This window comes from Halomonas sp. LS-001, from assembly GCF_052983955.1.
On the sequence record NZ_CM129816.1, the window covers coordinates 2,019,538 to 2,035,280 of the forward strand.

Annotated in this window: 16 protein-coding genes; 5 read left to right on the plus strand and 11 right to left on the minus strand. The window is 53.5% G+C overall.

The window, feature by feature from the left end:
• Window positions 1-119: 119 nt before the first annotated feature.
• From mgtE to ACU6TU_RS09155, 3 genes are all read right to left on the minus strand, one after another.
• Window positions 120-1,475: a magnesium transporter gene (mgtE, locus tag ACU6TU_RS09145; RefSeq protein WP_447141131.1), complete on the minus strand. Its 1,356-nt coding sequence runs from the start codon at window positions 1,473-1,475 to the stop codon at window positions 120-122.
• Window positions 1,476-1,686: 211 nt separating this feature from the next.
• Window positions 1,687-1,983 (minus strand): antibiotic biosynthesis monooxygenase family protein, encoded by a 297-nt coding sequence (locus ACU6TU_RS09150; RefSeq protein WP_447141132.1) that lies wholly within the window; start codon window positions 1,981-1,983, stop codon window positions 1,687-1,689.
• Between the two features lie 29 nt (window positions 1,984-2,012).
• Window positions 2,013-3,218 (minus strand): winged helix-turn-helix domain-containing protein, encoded by a 1,206-nt coding sequence (locus tag ACU6TU_RS09155; RefSeq protein ID WP_447141133.1) that lies wholly within the window; start codon window positions 3,216-3,218, stop codon window positions 2,013-2,015.
• A gap of 272 nt (window positions 3,219-3,490) precedes the next feature.
• On the opposite strand from ACU6TU_RS09155, the gene ACU6TU_RS09160 reads away from it, so the two are divergent.
• Window positions 3,491-4,810 (plus strand): hypothetical protein, encoded by a 1,320-nt coding sequence (locus tag ACU6TU_RS09160; protein ID WP_447141134.1) that lies wholly within the window; start codon window positions 3,491-3,493, stop codon window positions 4,808-4,810.
• Here the strand turns inward: ACU6TU_RS09160 and ACU6TU_RS09165 are convergent.
• Together ACU6TU_RS09165 and ACU6TU_RS09170 are read right to left on the minus strand one after the other, a co-directional pair.
• Window positions 4,799-5,185 carry a barstar family protein gene (locus ACU6TU_RS09165; RefSeq protein ID WP_447141135.1) on the minus strand — a complete coding sequence of 129 codons (387 nt, stop codon included), beginning with the start codon at window positions 5,183-5,185 and terminating at the stop codon, window positions 4,799-4,801. The two genes, ACU6TU_RS09160 and ACU6TU_RS09165, sit on opposite strands and share 12 nt — an antisense overlap.
• Window positions 5,182-5,583 carry a ribonuclease domain-containing protein gene (locus ACU6TU_RS09170; RefSeq protein ID WP_447141136.1) on the minus strand — a complete coding sequence of 134 codons (402 nt, stop codon included), beginning with the start codon at window positions 5,581-5,583 and terminating at the stop codon, window positions 5,182-5,184. Before ACU6TU_RS09170 ends, ACU6TU_RS09165 begins: the two co-directional genes overlap by 4 nt.
• 61 nt (window positions 5,584-5,644) lie before the next feature.
• On the opposite strand from ACU6TU_RS09170, the gene ACU6TU_RS09175 reads away from it, so the two are divergent.
• Window positions 5,645-5,806, plus strand: a complete 162-nt coding sequence (locus tag ACU6TU_RS09175; protein ID WP_447141137.1) for a hypothetical protein — start codon at window positions 5,645-5,647, stop codon at window positions 5,804-5,806.
• Here the strand turns inward: ACU6TU_RS09175 and ACU6TU_RS09180 are convergent.
• Complete coding sequence (locus ACU6TU_RS09180) at window positions 5,803-6,312, minus strand: zinc ribbon-containing protein (RefSeq protein WP_447141138.1); 510 nt, start codon at window positions 6,310-6,312, stop codon at window positions 5,803-5,805. The genes ACU6TU_RS09175 and ACU6TU_RS09180 overlap by 4 nt on opposite strands.
• A 153-nt stretch (window positions 6,313-6,465) precedes the next feature.
• Between ACU6TU_RS09180 and leuS the strand changes: the two genes are divergently transcribed.
• Genes leuS through holA form a run of 3 tightly spaced genes read left to right on the plus strand, consistent with a single transcriptional unit; the run spans window position 6,466 to window position 10,609 of the window.
• Window positions 6,466-9,051 (plus strand): leucine--tRNA ligase, encoded by a 2,586-nt coding sequence (gene leuS, locus ACU6TU_RS09185; protein ID WP_447141139.1) that lies wholly within the window; start codon window positions 6,466-6,468, stop codon window positions 9,049-9,051.
• On the plus strand, window positions 9,048-9,554 hold the full coding sequence (locus tag ACU6TU_RS09190) for a hypothetical protein (RefSeq protein ID WP_447141140.1): 507 nt from the start codon (window positions 9,048-9,050) through the stop codon (window positions 9,552-9,554). Before leuS ends, ACU6TU_RS09190 begins: the two co-directional genes overlap by 4 nt.
• On the plus strand, window positions 9,551-10,609 hold the full coding sequence (holA, locus tag ACU6TU_RS09195; protein WP_447141141.1) for a DNA polymerase III subunit delta: 1,059 nt from the start codon (window positions 9,551-9,553) through the stop codon (window positions 10,607-10,609). Before ACU6TU_RS09190 ends, holA begins: the two co-directional genes overlap by 4 nt.
• A 15-nt stretch (window positions 10,610-10,624) precedes the next feature.
• Here the strand turns inward: holA and nqrM are convergent, their stop codons facing one another.
• The 5 genes from nqrM to ACU6TU_RS09220 all read right to left on the minus strand — a co-directional run bounded on the left by nqrM (window position 10,625) and on the right by ACU6TU_RS09220 (window position 15,741).
• Window positions 10,625-10,885, minus strand: a complete 261-nt coding sequence (gene nqrM / locus ACU6TU_RS09200) for a (Na+)-NQR maturation NqrM (protein ID WP_447141142.1) — start codon at window positions 10,883-10,885, stop codon at window positions 10,625-10,627.
• 354 nt (window positions 10,886-11,239) lie between these two features.
• Window positions 11,240-12,628 carry a group II intron reverse transcriptase/maturase gene (gene ltrA / locus ACU6TU_RS09205; protein ID WP_447141143.1) on the minus strand — a complete coding sequence of 463 codons (1,389 nt, stop codon included), beginning with the start codon at window positions 12,626-12,628 and terminating at the stop codon, window positions 11,240-11,242.
• Between the two features lie 520 nt (window positions 12,629-13,148).
• Window positions 13,149-14,381, minus strand: coding sequence for an NADH:ubiquinone reductase (Na(+)-transporting) subunit F (nqrF, locus tag ACU6TU_RS09210; RefSeq protein ID WP_447141144.1), 1,233 nt, complete (start codon window positions 14,379-14,381; stop codon window positions 13,149-13,151).
• 72 nt (window positions 14,382-14,453) lie between these two features.
• A complete protein-coding gene (gene nqrE, locus ACU6TU_RS09215; RefSeq protein WP_447141145.1) occupies window positions 14,454-15,071 on the minus strand; it encodes an NADH:ubiquinone reductase (Na(+)-transporting) subunit E in 618 nt (205 codons plus the stop codon).
• Between the two features lies 1 nt (window position 15,072).
• On the minus strand, window positions 15,073-15,741 hold the full coding sequence (locus tag ACU6TU_RS09220; protein ID WP_447141146.1) for an NADH:ubiquinone reductase (Na(+)-transporting) subunit D: 669 nt from the start codon (window positions 15,739-15,741) through the stop codon (window positions 15,073-15,075).
• Between the last annotated feature and the right edge of the window lie 2 nt (window positions 15,742-15,743).

Here is a 15,743-nt window from a genome sequence, read left to right on the forward strand (position 1 = left end):
AAATTTCACTCTACCCATTGATTACCTTGAGAGCAAAGCGAATATTGGCTGCATATCTAAAATTCGCATGCTTGCTATGACCAGCGCCGTTCAGGCGCTGGCCACGCATTCAGCAGTTATCAGAGAATAATCAGGGTCGCTAACCCCAGGAAAGACAGGAAGCCCACGACATCCGTCACGGTGGTTAAAATCACCGCCCCGGATAATGCCGGGTCAATTTTCAGCTGTTTCAACACCAGAGGAATCAGCACGCCCGCCAGGTTAGCAATGCTCATGTTGACAAAGATCGCCAGCGTTATCACCAGCGTGATCATCGGGTCACCAAACCAGATATGTGAAATCAGGCCTACCACCAATGCCCAGACAAAACCATTGAGCGCCCCCACCCACATTTCCTTATTGTATAGCCATCGCTTATTGTTACCGGCCAGCTGACCCAGCGCCAGGCCGCGAATTACCACGGTGAGCGTCTGGCTTCCGGCAATCCCCCCCATGCTGGCCACCACAGGCATCAGAATCGCCAACGCCACAATCTGGTCCAGCACGGCCTCAAACTGCCCAATCACCGCCGCTGCTAAAAACGCCGTCAGCAGGTTAATACCCAGCCAGACTCCCCGGCTTCTTGCACTGCGCATAATGGGCGTGAAAACTTCTTCTTCATCGCTGACACCCGACATATGCTTTAACGTCATATCAGCATCGTCCTGGGTAATTTCCAGAACATCCGCCGTGTTCAACTGACCTACCAATAAGCCATTGCTGTCGCACACCGGCACAAAAGGGATTTCCTTTGAACGTAATATCGACGCGGCTTCATTTACCTTCATCTGGTCATTGAGCATGAAGGGTTCATACATATACTCATCAACCACCGCTTCCTGGGGTTGCTTGATCAAATCGATCAGGGTCAAGGTGCCGAGTAAGTGCTTATCCTTATCGGTGACCATGATCTGCTGCGACTCGTCGTCCAGCAAATGGTGGATACGGATGTAACGCTGCACCGCTTCTAACGAAACGCCTTGCTTGACGTTAACCGTCTCGGGGTCCATGTAACGCCCGACTACGTCATCCTCATAGGCGTGAAGATTCTCCACCTGAGCACGAATATCGTCATCCAGGCTGGCGTAAACGCTGTTTTTGATCGATTCGTCAGCAACACCCAGGACTTCAGCCACTTCCTGAGCGTCCAGCCCTCTGATAATCTGTTCAACATCGCTGGCGGATAAATCCTCGATGTAGTCCGCGCGGATGTCTTCATCAACCTCCGCCAGCACCTCACCGATTAAATCTTCAGGAACAAATTCCCACAGCAGATCGCGCGTTTTGGCCGGAAAAGATTCCAGCGTCCGCGCCGTATCCAGCACATCCAGATCCGTGAAGTGATCGTTAAGACCTGCGCCGTCTGACGTATCGATCAGCTTCTGCAGATACAGCATCTGCTCTTCGTTATTGGTGTATTTCTCGTCATCGCGCATAGAGTCCATCCTTTATAGGGGCCGGTGTTTAAATAAGATCGATGACCTCAGGTTTCATGCGCAATGCATCGACAGCATCAAGCAATAATAGATTGATTGAGATTACGCTTATAAAAAGTAAACTTTATGACCTTCATTGCCTGGCAATGTTGCTCGGGGCACCAGAATTATCCGTTAAATTTTAAGGGACTGATAACGGTTTGACGACACATCAACGCGTGTAGTCACCTATTTCATCGTATACCGTGGCAGAAATTCGCTCGCCTATCTTGCACATATTCGCCATTTCCGATGGGTTTTCAGCGCCCCAAAAGGCTTCCCAGCTTTCTATTGAGTCCCATTTTGCCACAGTAATCACTTCGGTTTTATCTTCTGGGCTACGCAACATGAAACTTCCCAGCGCGCCGGGTACCGTTTCATGGATGCTGTTCGTTGTCCGCTCCCATACCTGCTGAAAACTAGCGAAATCAGGCTCCTGGACTCTCCAGCAATAAACGACGCGAATCATGATGCTCTCCCCTTACCGATAAAAGCTGTCTATTTCAGCACGCTGCGCAAACGATGCTCCAGAGATTTGGAGTACACCTCTGTCAAACGCACCTGATCACATTCCTGAAACTGGCAGAACGACTGAACCGCCTCCACAAAAGCCATCATCAGAGGCTCTTCGTCAAAGCCATGTCGTTCAAGATACAGCGATTTAATTTCCAGCAACCGCTCCTTTCTATGCGCCTTGCAGTCCATCCGACCCACAAACGCATCACGGTAGAGAAGCGGCAGACTGAAATAACCGTATTGACGCTTGGCCGCTGGCACGTAGCATTCAATTTGATAATCATAGTGAAAAATAGCGTTGAGCCGTTCGCGCTGAATAACGCTGTTATCAAACGGAGAAAGAATCTGCATACGGTTACTTAACCGTGGCATCGGGCGTTCAAGCGCTCCAGCTTCAATAAGAAAGACATCCCCACGGTTGAGTTTTACCTGCTCTAAATCGCCCTGCGCCAAGCGCTCGTTGACCAATATATTAACCGCCTTGCGTAGCTCAGCATTGCGCCGCTGATAGGTAATTCCCTTGAGAGACACAACGCCCTGGCTGCGTAATTGTTGATCCAGAAGGTAGCCAGCCAACGCTTCCATGCTGGGCATGGTGGTATCGACATGCGCTGGCAGCACTCGCTCGGTTAGATCATAGGTTTTCTGAAAGCCTGTGCGGTCACTGACCATCAGGTCACCCTGCATATACAACTGCTCTAACGCCTTTTTTGCCGGCTTCCAATTCCACCAGCCGCCACGTTGGGTCTTTTTGGTGGCAATATCGCGAGAACGTATCGGGCCATCCAGGCGAATACGCGCCAACAACTCGCCCATCAGTTTTTTGTCCGGGTTTCGATACCAATGCGTCTGACCGCTTTTAATGGCGTGCTTGTAAGGCAATGAAAAACGAAAATCGCTGATTGGCAGAAATGCGGCCGCATGCGCCCAATACTCGAATACATCCCCCTCAACCAACAGTTTATTGGTCATCGCTGGGGTGAAGTTCGGAACCCTTGCGTAAAGAACATGATGATGCGCCCGCTCCACAACCGAGATGCTATCAACCTGCACATAACCAAGATGGTTAACCGCCTTCCGTGCCCCCGCAAAACCACGCCCAAAGGGCTGAGCCTGCAGCAGACCTTGAGAAGACAAGGCAAGACGGCGTAATCGAGTCAACTCCTGTGGGCGTTCGATTTCAATCATGGTGTTCCCTGTTGCCTAAGCACCCTGAAGGCACGCTACCGCCCAGCACAACGTGGCTGCGTTATTACGCGCCGCTTGAGACTGTTGGTGTGGTGGGCTTTGCTGTTATTTTTTCGGCAATGCTTTTTTTGACCTTACTCAGTTCCCTTTGGCTTTGCAAAACCTGTATTACCCTTTGATCATTTGCGTCACCGCCCTTCTGTTTGCCTGTTAAGCACTGGAAAAGCGTGGCAAAGAATATTAGCCTGCTAACTCACCAGTAAGGGTTCCAGATGCAAGAAACAACGATTAGGCAGCGGTTGGCGGGCGTGCTGATACTGCTCGGGCTTTTGTTACAGATAGCGGGCTTTACCGGCTGGGTGTCAACGGGCCTGGCGGTGAGCTATCTGCTGTGGGTGGCCGTGGTGCTGCTGTGGCGGGATATTCCCCGCCGCTCGCGCCTTCAGGCGGCGGCGTTGATAATGATCGGTTTTGCGATGCTGCTGGTGGCCAGGTTTTATTACGGTGCCACCATTGATTGGGCGAGCATACTGACCGGTAACACCTTTGTGGTGGCGATGCTGGTGGGTGTCAGCTTTATTTCCCTGATTGGCAAACAGCAAGGGCGAAAGGGAGTGCCTGGCCAGTCGGTGACGGGCGCAGGCGGCATTCTGCGTACCTGGCTGGGCGTGCATTTTCTGGGCACTATTCTCAACCTGTCGACGGTATTTATGGTAGGCGACCGCCTGGCTCGCCATCAACCCTTGAGCACCCCACAACTGCTGGCCTTGAACCGTGGGCTTTCCAGCGCGGCTTTGTGGTCGCCGTTTTTTGCGTCCATGGGGGTGGTGATGGCGCTGGTGCCGCAGATGGACTACCTGACCATTGCCATCGTCGGTTTTCCGCTGGCCATGCTGGCAGGCTTATTCACGACACTGGAACTCAAACAGCGTTTTGATCTGAGTGAAACCGTTGGGTTTTCGCTCTCTCCGCGCAGCCTGCTAATGCCATTGGGCATGGCCGCCTTGGTGATGCTGTTTCACTTTGTGATCAGCCCGACACTTTCCATTGTCAGCATTATTACCTTTCTGTTGCCAACCGTAGCCATTATCAGCAACCTGCCCGAAGGCCTGAAATGGACGCGCCGTCGAGTAAAACAGCATACGCTTAACCGCTTACCAGCAATGCGTGGCGAAATTTCGCTGTTCCTGGCGGCGGGCTTACTGACACTCGGGCTATCGACGTTATTGAGTGCTGCCACGGAAGACAGCTGGTCGCTGTTTGCGGAATTTGGCATTGCTGAAGGGGTGGTCAGTTTTGTGGCGATTACCTTAAGTGCCCTGCTGGGGTTGCACCCGATCATCGGTGTGTCGGTGCTGGCGTCCATGCTGCCGCTTGAAGGCCATGAGCAGACGCTGTTTGCGTTTGTGGCCTTATCTGCCTGGGCGGTAGGCACCAGCGTCGGCCCGCTGTCAGGCATTAACCTGTCTTTACAGGGGCGCTATGGCGTCAGCGGCTATCATATGATGAAAAACAATCTGCTCTACGCCGCTGTTCTGGGCAGCGGCGCAGTAGTAATGATCAGCCTGCTGGGCATTTGGTTAAACGTCTAGACGGCTAATGCCATCCGTTTGAAGGGGAATGCCCGCCAGGAAAAACCGCAGCGTTTTTTCCTTCGGTTGTTGGTCAATCACGTCTTTCAGAATTTTTAAAAGTTCAGCAAGCGACGCTTGATCAAGTGTCGCACTGGATAAGCTCCTGAATAGCACATCCAGTTGATCATGGGTATCCATGGCATCGCACAAGCAGTCGAACGCGGCATCCCAGTTATGGCCAAAGTAATCGGGAAAACCAAAGGCCGTTGCTAATGCAGCTAACACTGAGTCTTTGCTAACCTCGCCCTGATCATCCAGCTGTATCGTGATATCGGGCTGGATAGATTTCATCTGATCAACTGAATAAACACCCGAAACGAGCAGATCACTCATGGCGGTGTAATCCTTGTGAAGGACCCATAATGATCCTCTGTGTAATAGTAAATTTCTGGCGGGTTTCCACCCGTCACCACTCGCCTGGGTCCACGGTGATTCAGTCCCGGTGTATCCACCGTAAATTCACGATAATACCCGCGAGGCTTTTGCGGTAGTCGACCCTCGCGGTTTTCAAACGTGATTCCATCCCGACTATAAGGGTACGGACCACCCTGTTGTATCAGCGTCAGAGTCTGGTGAAGATTCTGCTCTTGCTGGGATAGGGAAGTAGAAGTAGAAGTAGACGAAGACTCGGATGAAGATGACTGATTAAAACTGTCAAGAGCACCATCCTGCAGAAAGAAGGCACCAACAACCAGGATTAACGGCACCAACAGTTTTTTGAATTTTAACATTCCAAGTTCCTTTACGTGTTTTTAACACAAGTCCCATCAAGATTATTAAAAGCCTTAAGGCATGATTGCTGCACCAACACTTTCTGTCATTGCCGGGTTGCTTTCAGGCAAAATAGCGACTGTTGGCGTCTATATGACGAAGAACAGCCTGGTTCACGCCGCTGCATTGAGCAACGGCGTGGTGGTTGTGACCAGCCTGTTAGGCGTCTGGTTAAAAGTCTAGGACGCTTGCGATAGACGGTAGAAATAGCGATGGCCACACTGATGACAAGGTTCCAGGCGTGCAACTTCCGCCAGGGTTACCTGGGCATCGCAATGCACGCAGGCCATTTTGCCAGGTGCCGCCATTTCGCCTTCGCAGTAGTCGGCGCGTGCGGCTTCCAGATCATCTTCAAAACGCTCACGGTCAACCACGCTGCGGTCGGCAATCGATAAGAGCGATTCCACCACACGACGCGAGAGCGCATCAATGTCGATGTCCAGCCATTGCGCTACCTGCTTGCCGGTATCAGCGAGAAAGTACCGCATATCGCGCAGATCTCGCTCAACCCAGGCACGTAACAGCGCCAATTCGTCGCGGGAATACTCTTCCAGCTCGCTTTCGAACTCGACGGCGTCATCCAGATCCTTTTGCAACGCCTCCCAGGTAAGTTCATTAGCGCCTTCCTGCAACCGCTCCAGCAGGCGTTCATAGCCTTCGCGCAGGCGTTTCTCTTGATGATTTTCCATAACGTTCTCCTTACTCGCGTTGCGCGGATGATGGGTTACCGTTCAAGGTTCCCTTCTCTTAGGATACAATCAGATGCGACGATATACATTGGATTTTCATCATTCACCCTGCCCGAGATTTCGGGCGCGCACGCCAAGGCATTGAATACACCGATGGACGCACATTACAGCCCACGTGAACTCGAACACCAGGTACAGCAGTATTGGGAAAAAAACCAGTGCTTCAAAGCCATAGAGGATGCTTCAAAAGAGAAGTTCTACTGCCTCTCGATGTTCCCTTACCCCAGCGGCAAACTGCATATGGGCCATGTGCGTAACTACACCATCGGCGATGTGGTCTCACGCTTTCAGCGTATGCAGGGCAAGAATGTCATGCAACCGATGGGATGGGATGCGTTCGGCATGCCCGCCGAGAACGCGGCAATTCAGAATCAGGTGCCACCGGCCAAGTGGACTTACCAGAACATTGACTACATGCGCAACCAGCTGAAAGCATTGGGTTTTGCCTATGACTGGGGGCGTGAATTTGCTACCTGCGATACCAGCTACTACCGTTGGGAACAGTGGTTCTTTACCAAGCTGGTGGATAAAGGTCTGGTATACAAGAAGATGTCGACGGTCAACTGGGATCCGGTGGATCAGACCGTACTGGCCAATGAGCAGGTCATCGATGGTCGTGGCTGGCGTTCCGGTGCGCTGGTCGAGCGCAAGGAAATCCCCCTGTGGTTCCTGAAGATCACTGATTACGCGGATGAACTGCTGGCGGATCTCGACCATATTGACTGGCCCGAACAGGTAAAAACCATGCAGCGCAACTGGATTGGTAAATCCCGTGGCGTTGAGATGAGTTTTGATATTGAAACCGCAGAAAATCTGCCTGCTGAGCCAATTTCGGTCTATACCACTCGCCCGGATACCCTGCTGGGAGTGACTTATCTGGCCGTGGCGGCTGACCACCCGCTTGCCAAACAGGCGGCGGAACATAGCACAGAAATTGCCAGCTTCCGCGAGGAGTGCGCTAAGGGCGGCACCTCGGAAGCCGAAATGGCCACTCGCGAAAAGAAAGGCCTGCCGACGGGTCATATGGCCATTCATCCGTTGAGCGGCAAGAAAGTGCCGGTCTTTGTGGCCAACTTCGTATTGATGGAATTCGGCACCGGCGCGGTGATGGCCGTTCCGGCCCACGACCAGCGCGACTGGGAGTTCGCCACCAAATATGGCATCGACATTCTGCCGGTTATCGCTACAGAAGATGGCAGCACCCCTGATCTTTCTGAAGGGGCTTATACCGAACACGGCACGCTGATTAACTCGGGAGAGTTTGACGGCCTGACGTTTGAAGCCGCTTTCGACACCATTGCCGCTAAACTGGCTGAAATGGGACGTGGCGAAGTCAAAACCAATTACCGTCTGCGCGATTGGGGCGTTGCCCGCCAGCGTTACTGGGGCGCGCCGATTCCGGTGAAATATGGCCCAGCGGGTGAAACCGTTCCACTCACGGATGCTGAGCTGCCGGTTGAACTGCCGATGGAAGTCACCGTCGATGCTTCAGGTTCGCCGCTCAAGAAAATGCCGGAATTCTCTGATCTGGGCGACGGCTGGCTACGTGAGACCGACACCTTCGACACCTTCATGGAATCTTCCTGGTACTTTGCCCGCTTCTGCTGCGCCGATAACACCGAGGCCATGCTGGACGACAGAGTGAATTACTGGCTGCCGGTCGATCTGTATATCGGCGGTATCGAACATGCGATATTACACCTGTTGTATGCACGCTTCTTTACCAAGCTGATGCGCGATTTCGGCCTGGTAGAAACCAGCGAGCCGTTCCAGCGCCTGCTGACTCAGGGCATGGTCATCGCCGAAACCTATTTCCGCACCCAGCCCAATGGCGGCAAGGAATGGTTCAACCCAGCGGATGTCGAAGTCAAGCGCGATGAAAAAGGCCGCCAGATCAGCGCAGTACTGCTCAGTGATGGTCAACCCGTCGAAATGGGCGGCATTGAAAAAATGTCGAAGTCCAAGAATAACGGCGTTGACCCGCAGTCGATGATCGACAAATTCGGTGCCGACACGGTGCGCTTGTTCATGATGTTTGCAGCCCCACCGGAACAGTCACTGGAATGGTCCGATTCGGGTGTTGAAGGTGCCCACCGCTTTATCAAGCGGCTATGGCGTCAAATTCAGGAACATCTGGCCGCAGGCCAACCGCCTGCCCTAGAGGTAGGTAGTTTATCCGATGACCAGAAGACCATGCGGCGCAAAACCCACGAGACCATTCAGAAAGCCAGTGATGATATCGGCCGCCGGACAACCTTCAACACAGCCATTGCGGCGGTAATGGAGCTTTCCAATACGTTGGCCAGGTTCGAGGATTTCACTCCGCAGGGGCTGGCCGTCGCTCGCGAAGCCGTGGAAGCCAGCGTTTTGCTGCTGGCTCCGATTATCCCGCATGCCTGCCACGCGCTTTGGGAACAGCTGGGTCATACTGACCCTGTAATTGTTGCCCCTTGGCCGAGCGTGGATGAGCAGGCGTTGACCCGTGACAGCCTCGAGCTGGTAGTACAGGTCAACGGTAAGCTTCGGGCTCGTGTTGAAGCCCCAGCTAGTGCAGATAAAGCTGCCGTCGAAGCGCTGGCCATGGCTGACGACAATGTTCAGCGGCATATTGACGGCAAGGCAGTGCGTAAAGTGATTGTCGTGCCGGGTAAACTGGTCAATATCGTGGTGAGCGGATGAACCGACGTCATTTTTTACGTCTTTCCCTTGGCTCAGGCATGGTCGCTTCGGCGGCCATGCTGGCTGGCTGCGGCTTTCAGTTACGTGGCACCCAACGCCAGACCCAGATTCCACTACTGACACTTGAAGGTGATACACGCAGCCTGGTGGCCCGTGCGGTTACTGTCGAGCTAAACACACTTGGCAATGGGGTGAATGACGACGCTGACTGGCGTCTGACACTTTCCTCACCTGAATTAATGGAACGCCGTCAGGGCAGTGAAGGCCGGGGTAGCCGGGAACATGAGTTCACGCTGAGTGTGCAGGTATCCGTGCAACAGCGTGATAACAATGCTTATGCGCTGAATGTCCCTCGTTTAAGTGTATCGACGCGTCAACGCCTCAATGATGATGACCTGCTTGACCGTGAAAGCATGGTCGAGGAAGTTCGTGTCATGCTCTCAAAACGCCTGGCACAGCGCGTTATCCAGCGAATCACCGTGCTGGAGGCATTTGACTCGTGAAAGTGTTTTCCGATCAACTGCCGCCAGCGCTCGAGAAAAAGTTACCCAAGGTGGTTATCGTTGCCGGTGACGAACCCTTACAGCACCGCGATGCCTGTGACGCGGTGCGGGCGGCAGCGCGTCAGACGGGGATTGAAGAACGTGAAGTCATTGACGTTGAACCGAATTTCGCCTGGAGTCGGCTGTTGGATGTCGCTGGCAATCTCTCCCTGTTTGCCTCTCGTAAGCTGATTGATGTGCGCCTTGGCAACCAGAAGCTTGGCCAGGAAGGTAGCAAAATCCTGACACATTATGCCGAGCAACTGACTAACAGCGATGACGTGCTGCTGCTGAGCATGGGCAAACTGGATGCCAAGCAACAGAAAAGTGCTTGGTTCAAAGCGCTGGATAAACAGGGATTATTTGTACCGGTATGGCCGGTCGATGTCTCGCGGCTCGGTTATTGGCTGCGCGACCGTGCTAACCGGCATGGTTTACAGCTGGACCTTGATGCGGCCCGGTTACTCGGTGAACGCACCGAAGGTAACCTGCTGGCCGCAGATCAGGAACTGCAGAAGCTTGCTTTGATGCTCCCGCCCAACGCCCGGATCAACACAGAAACGATTGCTCAGGGAGTGGAAGATAACGCCCGCTTCGACGTTTTCAACCTGGCTGACGCCTGCCTGAAAGGTGAACCCTCACGGGCTTCACGTATCGTTCATGGCCTGCGCAGTGAAGGCGTTGAGGCACCGATTGTCTTGTGGGCGCTGAGTCGCGAGCTGCGCACCTTACTGTCAATTCATCAGCACCTTGATCAGGGGCAGAGCTTTGATCATGCCTGTAAGGCGCAGAAGCCGATGATTTTCGATAAACGTCGCCCGGCTTATCAGAAAGCCATTCAACGCCTACCCATGAAACGCCTTCACAAACTTTTATTAATGGCTCAACGCCTAGACCTGGCGGTAAAAGGTGCTTCACCTGTACCGCTCTGGCCTGGGCTACATGATCTTGCATTCACTCTGGCTGGCGCACGTGGCCTTCTTGCAGAGTCCGCCTGGACATACCGGCTGCACTGAGATTAACGCCTGAAATTAACGTCGCGTGGCATCGTACCCAAGATCAGCACCGCGGCTTTCATCACTCGTACGGCGCTCAGACACGCCGCGGCGCTTGCGGTTCTCTTCTTCGCATACGTCGTCTTTACCACCGCAGATGTCACAGCCATTTTTCATACCAATCTGATTGAGGCCGCCGCATGAGCCAGCAATTGGCTTGCGTCCAAGAATAACCCCGACAGCCATGGCACCCATTACCAACAGCATAAAAGCCAGTACAAGTAACCAAATTGCCATTTTGAACACCTCTTTTAAAAAAACGCTTAAAAAGCAGCAAATGTTGATGTCGTCTCAATACGTTCCATTTTAATACGTTCCATTTTAATACGTTTTATTTTAATACGCTCCATTTCTAAAACGTTCCATTTTTAACACTTGCTATTAAATCAAAACTTTCCGTCAAATCAACACTTGCCATTAAATCCTCCGCCTTATCGTCCAATGATGGCGGATATACCCTATCGACAACACAGCTGAACACCTGTTCCATTATCGGCTTTTCTGACCGGAAAGCACAACATCGAGTAGGAAGGGGAGTTGCCTCCCCTGTCCTCTCACACCACCGGGCATACGGTTCCGTACCACGGCGGTTCATGAAGAACGGTTAAGCCATCTTACTGTATCGAGTATCGAAATCAGGCCCTGATCGTAGAACCATTTCCTCGGCAGGGCCTGATTCATGTGCGAAGCACCGGCGTTCCACCAAGGGCCTCGCCCGTTGCCCGCCGATTTCCAAGCCCGGGACGCATCCAGTCCTAGTCCTCGGAGTTTCCGCCGTCGGGTCGCCGAGCGCTTCCATTGCCGCCAGATTAGGCCGCGTAAGCGGCGGCGTATCCATTGATCCAGCGCTTCCAATGGGCGTTTCACATCAACAAGGCTGAAGTAGTTGGCCCATCCTCGCAGGACTGGCCCCAACCCTTCGATTACCCGTTGGATGTTACGCCCCCTGCCACGCTTCAGGATCTCGCGGACACGCTGCATTAGGCGCTGCAAGCTGGCTTTGACCAGCGTCAGCTTCGGCCGCTTGTGCCGGGTCAGCGTGTAGCCCAGATAGCCACATTTCCATGGTCGATCCACCGTACTTTTCATGCGATTGACCGTCAGCCGAAGTGAGCTCTCGAGATACTCACTCAAGCTGTCCATGACACGCTCGCCTGCCCGCCGACTTTTGACGTACACCTGGACGTCATCGGCGTAGCGGCAGAAGCGATGGCCTCGGCGTTCCAGCTCCTTGTCCATGTCATCCAGCAGGATGTTCGCCATGAGTGGGCTAAGTGGCCCACCTTGGGGCGTCCCCAACCGTCGTGGCATGGGCAAGCCGTCCTGGAGCATGCCCGCTTCCAGATAGCGACGAATCAGGCGCAGCACGCGTTTGTCGTCAACGCGCCGCGCGACTCGTGCCATCAGCAGGTCGTGGTTGACTCGGTCGAAGAAGGCTTCCAGATCAAGGTCGACTACCCAGCGGTGGCCGGCGGTGACATGGGCCTTCATGGCTGAGACGGCCTGCTTGGCGCTGCGCTTGGGGCGGTAGCCGTAACTCGACGCTGAGAACGCTGGGTCGAAGATCGGCATGAGCACCTGGGACAGCGCTTGCTGGATTAGGCGGTCGGTCACCGTGGGAATACCGAGCTGCCGCGTCCCACCCTTGGGCTTGGGGATCGTGGCGGCTCGGACCGGGCTAGGGTGATACTCGTCAGCCAACAACCGCTCGCGCAGCGTTGGCCAGTACTGCTTTAGATGGCCCGCTAACTGATGCACCGTCATGCCATCGACACCCGGTGCGCCTTTGTTAGCCACCACCCGACGGTAAGCTCGTTGCATGTTGTCCGGGTCAACGACCCGTTCCATGAGCGAGGCTGACTCCGCTTTCGTCCACGATAGCGACGCCGGGTTCGTCTCGACGCTCACCGGCTGGGACTCGGGGTACTGCCCCTGCCCCTCTGGGTGAGTGACGGTATTAGCGTCGGTTTCTGTCTTCATGATCGATCCTCGAGACGTTATCGCCTACTCGCGGTTCTTCATGTTCGGCCCTTGGTGCCGCGGTGAACCGGCACTTACTATGGCCTCTGCTGACATCTAGTGGCCCATCCCGTCGCCTCTCGGCGCCGGTAGCACCGTGGCAGACCACCAGATCTCCCAGGGTAAGACGCGCGACCTTCCCGCTTATGCCTGTCGGATATACGTCATGGCGTTCCGTGCAAGTACCGGGCTTTGATGAGTATGGCCATCTCACCCCGCCATGCCGCCTCGTATCCGCTTCCTGTTCGTCAGGCCAGCGTTTTGCCTCGGGCTGCCTTCAGATCCCCCCTCGCGGGAGACACCCTTGCCATCGGCTAGCACTTCCCCTTGCCGGGCGTGCAGGGGACTTTCACCCCCAAGTCATCCTGAGGCACCACCCTCAGGAATAGCGCCAGTCAAGGCGCTGCGCGCCATGCCTGGCGCACCATAACAAACGGGGCTAGCCGATTGGCTAGCCCCGTTGCACTGATTGATGAGGAGATTATCCGCCGAAATCATCCAGCATGATATTCTCGGGCTCCACCCCCAGATCAAGCAGAAGCTTGATGACAGAGGCGTTCATCATGGGCGGCCCACACATGTAATACTCACAATCTTCAGGCGCCGGGTGGTTCTTCAGATAGTTCTCAAAGAGCACGTTATGGATAAATCCTGTCGGCCCTTCCCAGTTATCTTCGGGCTGAGGATCGGATAATGCCAGGTGCCATTCAAAGTTCGGGAACTCTTCTGCCAGCTTATCGTATTCTTCGTTGTAGAAGGTTTCACGCCAGGAGCGTGCACCGTACCAGAACGAAATCTTACGGCTGGATTCCAGGCGCTTGAGCTGGTCAAAAATATGGCTACGCATCGGCGCCATGCCCGCACCACCACCGATGAAGACCATCTCAGCATCGGTATCCTTGGCAAAGAATTCACCAAATGGTCCCATAACGGTAACCTTGTCACCCGGTTTCAGGCTGAAGACATAAGTCGACATTAAGCCAGGCGGATGACTGGTGCCCGGAGGCGGCGTAGCAATACGGATATTGAACTTGAGAAGGCCTTTCTCATCCGGATAGTTTGCCATGGAGTAGGCACGGATGACTTCTTCATCGTTCTTGTGGGAAATATCAAACAGACCGAATTTTTCCCAGTCGCCACGGTACTCTTCATCAATATCGAAATCAGAGAACTTGATATCGTAGGGCGGCGCTACCAGCTGAACATATCCACCCGCGCGGAAAGCCACTTCTTCGCCTTCCGGAAGCTTCAGATTGGTTTCCTTGATAAAGGTAGCCACGTTGGGGTTGGCAGAAACTACGGTTTCCCACTTCTTCACGCCAAACACTTCTTCAGGCACTTCAATTCTCATGTCCTGCTTGACCGGCACCTGGCAGGAAAGGCGCCAGCCTTCTTTCTTCTCACGCATGGTGAAGTGAGATTCTTCAGTCGGCAGGATGGAACCGCCTCCTTCTTCCACTCGGCACTTGCACTGAGCACAGGAGCCGCCACCGCCACAGGCAGAGGAAAGAAAAATACCGTTGGCTGCCAGCGTATTCAAAAGCTTGCCACCGGCCTGGGTAGACAGCGTATGTTCAGGATCACCATTGACTTCAATGGTCACATCCCCACTACTCACAAGCTTGCTTCGCGCCGCCAGAATAATCGCCGTCAAACTGATGACGATGATGGTAAACATGACGACACCGAGCAAGATGACAGTTGTATCAACCATGTCGGTTTCCTATTGCTGAGGGTTTTCTGTCAACCAGCGACACCGGAGTGCCGCTGGAAAAACCGTCTCTCATTAAAGCTGAATGCCAGAGAAGGACATAAAGCCCAATGACATCAGGCCCACGGTAATAAAGGTGATGCCCAGGCCCTGCAGGCCTGCAGGCACATCGCTGTACTTCAGCTTTTCACGAATACCCGCCAGTGCAGTAATCGCCAGCGCCCAGCCAACACCGGAGCCGAAACCATAAATAACGGATTCACCGAAATTATAGTTACGTTCCACCATGAACAGAACGCCGCCCAGAATCGCGCAGTTAACCGTAATCAACGGCAGGAATACGCCTAGCGCGTTGTAAAGCGCAGGTACGTATTTATCCAGGAACATTTCAAGAATCTGAACCAGAGCAGCAATAACGCCGATATAGCTCAGAAGACCCAGGAAGGACAGGTCAATGTTCTCAGCACCGCTGATTCCGGTCCAGGACAGCGCCCCTTCTGCCAGCAAGAAGCTGAAGACGAGGTTGTTAATCGGTACAGAAATCGTCAATACGACAATAACCGCGATACCCAGACCAAACGCAGAAGACACCTTCTTTGAAACCGCCAGGAAGGTACACATCCCCAGGAAGAATGCCAGCGCCAGGTTTTCAACGAATACCGAGGCAACGAATAGGCTCAGATAATGTTCCATGTTACACGGCCTCCTTCGGCTTGGTATTTTCCTTCATCTTGAATTCGTTTGACTCAACCTGCTCGGTGTTAACGGAACGAATCACCCAGATCAGCAAGCCAATGATGAAGAAAGCGGACGGTGGCAACAACAGCAGGCCATTAGGCACGTACCAACCACCGTTCTGCACAGTTTCAAGAATGGTGAAGCCAAACACACTACCTGAACCCAGGAGTTCGCGCACAAAGCCAACCACCATCAATACGAAACCGTAGCCCAAGCCATTACCGATACCATCCAGGAAAGATAATCCCGGCGAGTTTGACATGGCAAAACCTTCGGCACGACCCATGACGATACAGTTGGTAATGATCAGCCCCACGAATACCGACAGCTGCTTGGACATCTCGTAGGCGTAGGCTTTCAGGATCTGATCAACCACAATAACCAGCGATGCGATGATCGTCATCTGGACGATAATACGGATCGAGGAAGGAATGTGGTTACGAATCAACGAAACAAACAGGTTAGAAAAAGCACTAACGAAAATTACCGCAAGCGCCATGACCAGCGAAACGCTCATGCTAGTGGTGACGGCCAATGCAGAACATATCCCCAGAATTTGCAATGCAATGGGGTTATTCTTGAAGATTGGTGCCGTCAGAACACTTTTCGGAGTGACGTCTGCCATGA

Bases quoted from the DNA above. Each gene is read 5' to 3' on its own strand.
- ACU6TU_RS09170 (WP_447141136.1), bottom strand. From the start codon at position 5,583: ATGTTAAAATTCAAAAAACTGTTGGTGCCGTTAATCCTGGTTGTTGGT.
- ACU6TU_RS09165 (WP_447141135.1), bottom strand. From the start codon at position 5,185: ATGAGTGATCTGCTCGTTTCGGGTGTTTATTCAGTTGATCAGATGAAA.
- ACU6TU_RS09190 (WP_447141140.1), top strand. From the start codon at position 9,048: ATGAACCGACGTCATTTTTTACGTCTTTCCCTTGGCTCAGGCATGGTC.
- ACU6TU_RS09155 (WP_447141133.1), bottom strand. From the start codon at position 3,218: ATGATTGAAATCGAACGCCCACAGGAGTTGACTCGATTACGCCGTCTT.
- ACU6TU_RS09160 (WP_447141134.1), top strand. From the start codon at position 3,491: ATGCAAGAAACAACGATTAGGCAGCGGTTGGCGGGCGTGCTGATACTG.
- ltrA (WP_447141143.1), bottom strand. From the start codon at position 12,628: ATGAAGACAGAAACCGACGCTAATACCGTCACTCACCCAGAGGGGCAG.
- nqrF (WP_447141144.1), bottom strand. From the start codon at position 14,381: ATGGTTGATACAACTGTCATCTTGCTCGGTGTCGTCATGTTTACCATC.
- ACU6TU_RS09175 (WP_447141137.1), top strand. From the start codon at position 5,645: ATGATTGCTGCACCAACACTTTCTGTCATTGCCGGGTTGCTTTCAGGC.
- mgtE (WP_447141131.1), bottom strand. From the start codon at position 1,475: ATGCGCGATGACGAGAAATACACCAATAACGAAGAGCAGATGCTGTAT.
- nqrE (WP_447141145.1), bottom strand. From the start codon at position 15,071: ATGGAACATTATCTGAGCCTATTCGTTGCCTCGGTATTCGTTGAAAAC.
- nqrM (WP_447141142.1), bottom strand. From the start codon at position 10,885: ATGGCAATTTGGTTACTTGTACTGGCTTTTATGCTGTTGGTAATGGGT.
- ACU6TU_RS09220 (WP_447141146.1), bottom strand. From the start codon at position 15,741: ATGGCAGACGTCACTCCGAAAAGTGTTCTGACGGCACCAATCTTCAAG.
- ACU6TU_RS09180 (WP_447141138.1), bottom strand. From the start codon at position 6,312: ATGGAAAATCATCAAGAGAAACGCCTGCGCGAAGGCTATGAACGCCTG.
- ACU6TU_RS09150 (WP_447141132.1), bottom strand. From the start codon at position 1,983: ATGATTCGCGTCGTTTATTGCTGGAGAGTCCAGGAGCCTGATTTCGCT.
- leuS (WP_447141139.1), top strand. From the start codon at position 6,466: ATGGACGCACATTACAGCCCACGTGAACTCGAACACCAGGTACAGCAG.